Origin of the sequence: Pseudomonas sp. Ant30-3 (assembly GCF_000690905.1) — a bacterium.
Lineage (GTDB): Bacteria > Pseudomonadota > Gammaproteobacteria > Pseudomonadales > Pseudomonadaceae > Aquipseudomonas.
On the sequence record NZ_JMCL01000076.1, the window covers coordinates 21,356 to 29,675 of the forward strand.

Below are 8,320 nucleotides of genomic sequence, written 5' to 3' on the forward strand. Positions count from 1 at the left end.
CGAAGAGGGTTTGAAGTGAACAAGTGGTTGATTCCAGCGGTTACTGCCGTGGCTTTGCTCAGCGGTTGCTCCAGCGTGCAGCGCGGTTCGATTCCGGTTGTGGATTCCGGCAGCGCCGTGTCTAACAGCGAACGTGTTTCGGCAAACGGCGGGTACCGTCAGACGACGGTCCAGCGCCCTGCGCAAAATCAGACTCAGGCGATTCCCCAAGGTGATACCGGTGTGGTCGTGATGGTGCCCGGCGGCGGCGCAGTCGCGTCGGCGCCGATCAGCACGGCACCGATCACTCCAGGGCCGATCACCCCAGGCCCGATCAATACTTCGCCGGTGCAATCGGCGCCGGTCAATCAGGGCAGCTACAGCATGCCGGCGACGCCCAGCGGCATTCCGTCGACAAACTCGGGCGGTCTGTCTGCCGACGAACAACTCGACGGTCCGGTTTTGGCGCTGCTGACCACTGCCCAGCAACAGCAGGCGGGCGGCGATCTGAATGGCGCGACTTCCAGCCTCGAGCGCGCTCAGCGCGTTGCGCCACGTGAGCCGCAAGTGCTTTATCGACTGGCTCAAGTGCGCATGGCTCAAGGTGATGCAGCCCAGGCTGAGCAGCTTGCCCGTCGTGGTCTGACGTTCGCCAATGGTCGCCCTGCGCTGCAGGCCAGTCTGTGGGAATTGATCGCTCAGGCCCGTGAGAAACAGGGTGATTCCGCTGGCGCTGCATTGGCCCGTCAGAAGGCCAAGGTCGCTTCGTGATGGACGCACGCTTTCCGAAGATTGCCGAGCAGTTGCTGCTGATCGAACGCGAGCTGCGGGTTCAGGGCTGGTGGGACGATGAGTCGCCCTCAGTCGAAGCGTTGTCCAGTGTCGAGCCTTTCTCGGTCGACACACTGGACTTCGAGCAGTGGTTGCAGTGGATCTTCCTGCCGCGCATGAAGATTATCCTTGAACAGGATCTGCCTTTACCGAACGCTTCCGGAATCCAGGAAATGGCCGAAATGGTTTTCGCGGCGCGCAATGTTCAAGGCAAGGATCGGCAATTGCAGGTTCTGCTCAAAGAGTTCGATCAGATGATCACGGCCTCGCGCTGACGATTAAGTACTTGTAGGAGCCGAGCTTGCTCGCGATGGCGGCGTAACATTCAACTGAAATGTTGAATGCGAGGCCGCCATCGCGAACAAGCTCGGCTCCCACAGGGTAGAGCGTCGGATTCAAGAGCAATTCTCCTTAATCTGCCGCTGGGCTTCTGTAATCCGCTCATTACGCTGCTCTTCACTCAAGCGGCGCATTTCACCCTCCACATCTTCTCGCACGCGCGGATTGTTCTGCAGTTGCGCCAGATTCGTGCGTGCCTGTTCGCAAAATACCTTCAGCTCGGCTTGCTGTTCGGCGACCTGTCTTTTCACTTTTCTATCGATTGCCTGCTGATCGCCGATGGGCGAGCTGCCCTGCGACGACAGCGGTTTGCTGGCGGGCGGCGCGGATGGCGTCACGGTGCTCGCCTCCTGCCCTTGCGGCGGCTGAGCGCCGAAGTGAGTCACGCCTTGGGCGTCGACCCATTTGTAGATCTGGCCTGCCATGCACGCAGGGCCGATCAGCAGGCTGGCAATGAGGAACATCGATCGCATGGCATTTCCTTGTAGTGGGTTGCGCAATTGAAGCTAACACAGTGGCGCTTTGGCGGTTTTTTCTTGCTTTCTCATGTGCTTACTTCAATAAAGCACATTGACGACTTGACTTGCAGAGGGCGAAACAGAAGAATCCAAAGTCCGCTGTAGAGGGACTGCCAGAAGCAGACCCACTCGGCAGATCATGAGGCGCACACCCGCGCCGACCTGTTACACCCGCAACGCGTTACCTCGCGCTGGGTGGGAAAGGCCCGCAACACTGGGACGATCCCAATACTTGCTCAGTCAGTGCTGACGTAGTCGGCGACCACCGTCGCTCATGCTCTGCCGAGAAGTAAACCTATTAAGACCCGTCCTCTTGTATGTGGGCGGTATTCTGGCGTTTTAGAGGTGAACAACGTGGAGCTTTTATCTGGCGGTGAGATGCTCGTCCGCTTTTTGCGTGACGAAGGCGTCAAATACATCTACGGGTACCCGGGCGGTGCTCTTCTTCATGTCTACGATGCCCTGTTCAAAGAACCGGAAGTGACCCACATTCTGGTTCGTCACGAACAGGCCGCGACCCATATGGCTGACGGCTATGCCCGTGCCACCGGTAAAGCCGGTGTGGTACTGGTGACTTCCGGCCCGGGCGCGACCAACGCCATCACCGGTATTGCCACGGCCTACATGGACTCCATTCCGATGGTGGTCATTTCCGGCCAGGTGCCGAGCACCATGGTAGGCACCGACGCGTTCCAGGAAACCGACATGATCGGTATCTCCCGGCCGATCGTGAAGCACAGCTTCATGATCAAACACGCCTCGGAAATCCCGGAAGTCATGAAGAAAGCGTTCTACCTGGCGCAATCCGGTCGTCCTGGACCGGTCGTTGTCGATATTCCGAAAGACATGACCAACCCGGCCGAGAAATTCGAATACATCTTCCCGAAGAAAGCCAAGCTGCGTTCCTACAGCCCGGCCGTTCGTGGTCACTCCGGGCAAATTCGCAAGGCAGCAGAAATGCTGCTCGCGGCCAAACGTCCTGTGATGTACGCAGGCGGCGGCGTGATCCTCGGTGGTGGCTCCGCGCCGCTGACCGAACTGGCGAAAATGCTCAACCTGCCAGTCACCAATACCCTGATGGGCTTGGGTGCTTATCCTGGCACTGACCGTCAGTTCATCGGCATGCTCGGCATGCACGGCAGCTACACCGCCAACCTGGCGATGCACCATGCCGATGTGATCCTCGCAGTCGGCGCGCGTTTTGATGACCGCGTGATCAACGGCCCGGCGAAGTTCTGCCCGAACGCCAAGATCATTCACATCGATATCGACCCGGCTTCGATTTCCAAGACCATCAAGGCCGACGTGCCTATCGTTGGTCCGGTCGAGAGCGTCCTGACCGAAATGGTCGCGATCCTCAAGGAAATCGGCGAGACCCCGAACAAGGACTCGGTCGCCAGCTGGTGGAAGCAGGTCGATGAGTGGCGCGGTGATCGCGGTCTGTTCCCTTACGACAAGGGCGACGGTAGCGTCATCAAACCTCAGACCGTGATCGAAACCTTGTGCGAAGTCACCAAGGGCGATGCTTATGTCGCCTCCGACGTAGGCCAGCACCAGATGTTCGCCGCTCAGTACTACACGTTCAACAAGCCGAATCGCTGGATCAACTCCGGCGGTTTGGGAACCATGGGTTTCGGTTTTCCGGCAGCCATGGGTATCAAGTTGAGCTTTCCGGATGATGACGTCGTCTGCGTGACGGGCGAAGGCAGCATCCAGATGAATATCCAGGAGCTGTCGACCTGCCTGCAGTACGGCTTGCCGGTCAAGATCGTCATTCTGAACAACGGCGTGCTCGGCATGGTTCGTCAATGGCAGGACATGAGTTATGGCAGCCGTCACTCTCACTCCTACATGGAATCGTTGCCTGATTTCGTCAAGCTGGCCGAGGCTTATGGTCACGTCGGCGTGCGCATCACCGATTCGAAAGACCTGAAATCGCAGATGGCAGAGGCGTTCGCCATGAAAGACCGTCTAGTGATCATTGATGTGTCGGTCGATACCAGCGAGCACGTCTACCCGATGCAGATCAAAGACGGCTCCATGCGCGATATGTGGCTGAGCAAGACGGAGCGTACATAATCATGCGGCACATTATTTCCCTGCTTCTGGAAAACGAACCCGGCGCTTTGTCTCGTGTAGTCGGCCTGTTCTCGCAGCGCAACTACAACATCGAAAGCCTGACCGTGGCGCCAACCGAAGATCCGACGTTGTCGCGTCTGACGCTGACCACCGTGGGGCACGATGAAGTGATCGAACAGATCACCAAGAACCTGAACAAACTGATCGAGGTGGTCAAGCTCGTCGACCTGTCGGAGAGTGCTCACATCGAGCGCGAACTGATGCTGGTCAAAGTAAAGGCTACGGGCGCCCAGCGCGCCGAGATCAAACGCACCACCGATATTTACCGTGGGCAGATCGTCGATGTCAGCGCCAGCGTGTATACCGTTCAATTGACCGGTACCAGCGACAAGCTCGACAGCTTCATTCAGTCCATCGGCACCGCTTCGATTCTGGAAACCGTCCGCAGTGGCGTAACCGGTATCGCCCGCGGCGACAAAGTACTCAGCATCTAAACCAAATTAGTGAATGGCCTGAACGGCCTGGATATATAGGGGAATTTCATGAAAGTTTATTACGAAAAAGACTGCGACCTTTCGATCATCCAGGGCAAGAAAGTTGCCATCATCGGTTACGGTTCCCAGGGCCACGCTCAAGCGTGCAACCTGAAAGACTCCGGCGTAGACGTCACCGTTGGCCTGCGTAAAGGTTCGGCGACTGTTGCCAAAGCTGAAGCTCACGGCCTGAAAGTGACCGACGTTGCTTCTGCTGTCGCCGCTGCCGACCTGGTCATGATCCTGACCCCGGACGAATTCCAGTCTGCCTTGTACAAGAACGAAATCGAGCCGAACATCAAGAAAGGCGCCACCCTGGCCTTCTCCCACGGTTTCGCGATTCACTACAACCAGGTTGTTCCACGCGCTGACCTCGACGTGATCATGATTGCGCCGAAAGCACCGGGCCACACCGTGCGTTCCGAATTCGTCAAGGGCGGCGGTATTCCTGACCTGATCGCTATCTATCAGGATGCTTCGGGCAACGCCAAAAACGTTGCGCTGTCCTACGCTGCCGGCGTTGGTGGCGGTCGTACCGGCATCATCGAAACCACCTTCAAGGACGAAACCGAAACTGATCTGTTCGGCGAGCAAGCCGTTCTCTGTGGCGGTACCGTTGAACTGGTCAAAGCCGGTTTCGAAACCCTGGTTGAAGCTGGCTACGCGCCGGAAATGGCCTACTTCGAATGCCTGCACGAATTGAAACTGATCGTTGACCTCATGTACGAAGGCGGCATCGCCAACATGAACTACTCGATCTCCAACAACGCCGAATACGGCGAGTACGTGACCGGCCCGGAAGTGATCAACGCCGAATCCCGTCAGGCCATGCGCAACGCTCTGAAACGTATTCAGGACGGCGAATACGCGAAGATGTTCATCAGCGAAGGCGCGACCGGCTATCCTTCGATGACCGCCAAGCGTCGTAACAACGCTGCTCACGGTATCGAAATCATCGGCGAGCAGCTGCGCTCCATGATGCCGTGGATCGGTGCCAACAAGATCGTCGACAAAGCCAAAAACTAAGTCGCACTCTTGTACGGAAGACGCGGCCCAGGCCGCGTTTTTTCGTTTGGGGGGTCGGTTCTGGTATAAAGCTGCATCGTTTGCGGCCGAAGGTTGTCGCAGACACTTGTCGTAATTTTTTCCACCCAGTTGCAAGGTATTGTCCATGAGCGAACGTCCCGAAGAGCCAAACCAGGCTTCTGACGCCGAAAGCCTGCTGCCCATCGATGAACATGTCGAAGAAGGGCACGACGCTGAAGGCCGTAAAGTCCGGCATCGTGGTATCTATCTTCTGCCGAATCTGTTCACCACCGCGAACCTGTTCGCGGGGTTTTATTCCATCATCAACTCCATGAGTGCCCAGGCGGCCCTGAGTGCCGGTGACTCGGTCAACGCGAGCAAGTACTTCGCTTTTGCCGCGATCGCCATCTTTGTTGCGATGGTGCTAGACGGCCTCGACGGCCGTGTTGCGCGCATGACCAATACGCAAAGCGCTTTCGGCGCCGAGTACGACTCTCTGTCCGACATGGTAGCCTTTGGTGTTGCCCCCGCATTGCTGGCCTTCGGCTGGGCGCTGGGCGATATGGGCAAGGTCGGCTGGATGGTGGCCTTCATCTATGTGGCTGGCGCGGCGCTTCGCCTGGCACGCTTCAACACTCAGGTCGGCACTGCGGACAAACGCTACTTCATCGGTCTGGCCAGTCCGGCCGCGGCGGGTGTGGTCGCGGGTATAGTCTGGGCTTTCAGCGATTTCGGAATCCAGGGTTCGAAGATGTCATTCCTGGTCGCCTTGATGGTTGCCGCTGCCGGCATGCTGATGGTCAGTAACATCAAATACAACAGCTTCAAGGAGCTGGATCTCAAAGGGCGCGTGCCTTTCGTGGCAATCCTTGCTGTCGTGCTGGTGTTTGCAGTGGTATTCAGTGATCCGCCGCGAATCCTGCTGTTGGTGTTCCTCGCTTATGCGGCCTCGGGTCCGGTGCAATATTTGCTGCATTTGCGTCGGCGCAAAACATTGCCTTAATGTAATGTTCCCCATACTCCGCAGTCTATTGGTGCATCAGTTCTCCAAAGCTGCGGAGTTGCCATGTTAATCAAATTGCCAAAAACGTCCGATTGCCACGAATCGGAAGTCACCCCCGAATCCTTTTATGTTTCTCGCCGCAGCTTGCTGGGTGGAGCGCTGGCCGCTGTCGCCGCCAGTAGTCTTCCGAGCTGGGCCAGTGCAGATCAGCCTGCGCTTTATCCCGGTGTTGAGCCGGGCAGGGCACCCGGCTGGTTCAACGACAAGCTGCCGGCTACCAAATGGCAAGCGGTTACCGTCAAAGACGAGGCGATCACGCCGTTCAAGGACGCGACTCACTACAACAACTTTTATGAGTTTGGCACTGATAAGGGCGATCCGGCAGCGAATGCCGGCTCCCTCAAGATCGAACCGTGGAGTGTGGTGATCGACGGTGAAGTGGCCAAGCCGGGGCGTTATGCGCTGGAAGACTTCATGAAGCCCTATCAACTGGAGGAGCGCATCTATCGCCTGCGCTGCGTAGAAGCATGGTCGATGGTGATTCCGTGGATCGGTTTTCCCATCGCAGCGTTGCTCAAGCAAGTTGAGCCAACGTCCAAAGCGAAGTTCATCCGATTCGAAACGCTACAGGACCCCAAGACCATGCCCGGACAGCGCTCCGGTTTTGCTCTGATTGACTGGCCTTATGTAGAAGGGCTCCGTCTGGATGAAGCAATGAATCCGTTGGCGATTCTTGCGGTGGGCATGTACGGGCGCGAATTACCTAACCAGAACGGTGCGCCGCTACGCTTGGTGGTGCCATGGAAGTACGGCTTCAAAAGCATCAAATCCATCGTGCGCATCAGCCTGGTCAGTGAGCAGCCGAAAACCACCTGGCAAAGTATTGCGGCCGACGAGTACGGCTTTTATGCCAACGTGAACCCGACTGTTGATCACCCTCGCTGGACTCAGGCGCGGGAGCGCCGGCTGCCAAGCGGGTTGTTCAAGCCTAATGTGCGTGATACCCAGATGTTCAACGGGTACTCGGAGGAAGTCGCTTCTTTATATACAGAGCTCGATTTGCGGAAGAATTACTGATGCGCTATCCGTTCTGGCGTGTGGGCGTCTTTATAGCCGCGGCGATTTGGCCGCTGCTTTGGCTATATGAAGCGTGGGCCGATGTGCTTGGGCCGGATCCTGGCAAAGTGCTGGTGGATCGCCTTGGCCTGGGTACGCTGATATTGTTGCTGATTACCTTGTGCATGACTCCATTGCAAAAGCTCACTGGCTGGGCGGGGTGGATATCTGTCCGGCGCCAACTGGGTCTGTGGTGCTTCGCTTATGTAGTCCTGCATTTGTCGGGGTACACCGCGTTCATCCTAGGTTTTGATTGGTCTCAACTCGGCGTCGAGTTGCGCAAGCGGCCATACATCATAGTCGGGGCGCTGGGTTTTCTTGGCTTATTGGCACTGGCGGTAACTTCCAATCGCTACAGTCAGCGACGCTTGGGGGCTCGCTGGAAAAAGCTGCATCGCTTGGTTTATGGAGTTTTAGCGCTGGGATTGCTGCACATGTTGTGGATCGCGCGTGCCGATCTCAAGGAGTGGGCTATCTATGCAACTATAGGTGCTGTTCTGTTAGCCCTACGTTTGCCTGGTGTTGCTCGGCGAATTCCGCGTCTTGGTGCAAAAAAACCAGCTTCTGCAGGAAAAGCATAAATTAGGGGTTGACGGCAGATTCTGGAAGTCTATAATTCGCCCCACTTCCGGTGCAGTCGAAACGGAAAACTCCTTGGTAAACAATGAGTTGCGCGGTTTTCGACAGCGGCTTGCTTCAGATCATCGAAGCCTGGAAGGAGTTGAAAGAGCGGTGTTGTTTGTCTCTTTTGACGATTCGATCTTCTCGGTCGAAAGCGGAGAAAAAGAGGTGTTGACAGCAGCGAGTAACGCTGTAGAATTCGCCTCCCGCTAACGAGAGATCGGAAGCGCAAGTGGTTGAAGTTGTTAAGGATTTCCAAGCGAAACTTTGAAAAC

10 protein-coding genes are annotated in these 8,320 nt (G+C 56.8%); 9 read left to right on the forward strand and 1 reads right to left on the reverse strand.

The genetic code is table 11. The features are described from left to right. Nucleotides 1-15: 15 nt before the first annotated feature. Complete coding sequence (locus DU29_RS0118645) at nucleotides 16-750, forward strand: tetratricopeptide repeat protein (RefSeq protein WP_028623040.1); 735 nt, start codon at nucleotides 16-18, stop codon at nucleotides 748-750. Beyond that, nucleotides 750-1,085: a YqcC family protein gene (locus tag DU29_RS0118650; protein WP_028623041.1), complete on the forward strand. Its 336-nt coding sequence runs from the start codon at nucleotides 750-752 to the stop codon at nucleotides 1,083-1,085. The genes DU29_RS0118645 and DU29_RS0118650 overlap by 1 nt, the downstream gene beginning before the upstream one ends. A gap of 120 nt (nucleotides 1,086-1,205) precedes the next feature. Here DU29_RS0118650 and DU29_RS0118660 read toward each other — a convergent pair whose 3' ends face one another. Next, on the reverse strand, nucleotides 1,206-1,622 hold the full coding sequence (locus tag DU29_RS0118660; protein ID WP_028623042.1) for a DUF4124 domain-containing protein: 417 nt from the start codon (nucleotides 1,620-1,622) through the stop codon (nucleotides 1,206-1,208). Nucleotides 1,623-2,021: 399 nt separating this feature from the next. On the opposite strand from DU29_RS0118660, the gene DU29_RS0118665 reads away from it, so the two are divergent. From DU29_RS0118665 to DU29_RS1000000132860, 7 genes are all read left to right on the forward strand, one after another. Beyond that, on the forward strand, nucleotides 2,022-3,746 hold the full coding sequence (locus DU29_RS0118665) for an acetolactate synthase 3 large subunit (RefSeq protein ID WP_028623043.1): 1,725 nt from the start codon (nucleotides 2,022-2,024) through the stop codon (nucleotides 3,744-3,746). 2 nt (nucleotides 3,747-3,748) lie between these two features. Further along, on the forward strand, nucleotides 3,749-4,240 hold the full coding sequence (ilvN, locus tag DU29_RS0118670; protein WP_003176102.1) for an acetolactate synthase small subunit: 492 nt from the start codon (nucleotides 3,749-3,751) through the stop codon (nucleotides 4,238-4,240). A gap of 48 nt (nucleotides 4,241-4,288) precedes the next feature. Continuing rightward, on the forward strand, nucleotides 4,289-5,305 hold the full coding sequence (gene ilvC / locus DU29_RS0118675) for a ketol-acid reductoisomerase (protein ID WP_007948647.1): 1,017 nt from the start codon (nucleotides 4,289-4,291) through the stop codon (nucleotides 5,303-5,305). A gap of 145 nt (nucleotides 5,306-5,450) precedes the next feature. Continuing rightward, nucleotides 5,451-6,308 carry a CDP-diacylglycerol--serine O-phosphatidyltransferase gene (gene pssA / locus DU29_RS0118680; protein ID WP_028623044.1) on the forward strand — a complete coding sequence of 286 codons (858 nt, stop codon included), beginning with the start codon at nucleotides 5,451-5,453 and terminating at the stop codon, nucleotides 6,306-6,308. A 63-nt stretch (nucleotides 6,309-6,371) separates the two neighbouring features. Next, nucleotides 6,372-7,385, forward strand: coding sequence for a protein-methionine-sulfoxide reductase catalytic subunit MsrP (msrP, locus tag DU29_RS0118685; protein WP_028623045.1), 1,014 nt, complete (start codon nucleotides 6,372-6,374; stop codon nucleotides 7,383-7,385). Then, a complete protein-coding gene (gene msrQ, locus DU29_RS0118690; protein ID WP_028623046.1) occupies nucleotides 7,385-8,005 on the forward strand; it encodes a protein-methionine-sulfoxide reductase heme-binding subunit MsrQ in 621 nt (206 codons plus the stop codon). Before msrP ends, msrQ begins: the two co-directional genes overlap by 1 nt. 73 nt (nucleotides 8,006-8,078) lie before the next feature. Next, nucleotides 8,079-8,258 carry a hypothetical protein gene (locus DU29_RS1000000132860; RefSeq protein ID WP_161781299.1) on the forward strand — a complete coding sequence of 60 codons (180 nt, stop codon included), beginning with the start codon at nucleotides 8,079-8,081 and terminating at the stop codon, nucleotides 8,256-8,258. The last annotated feature ends 62 nt before the right edge of the window (nucleotides 8,259-8,320 follow it).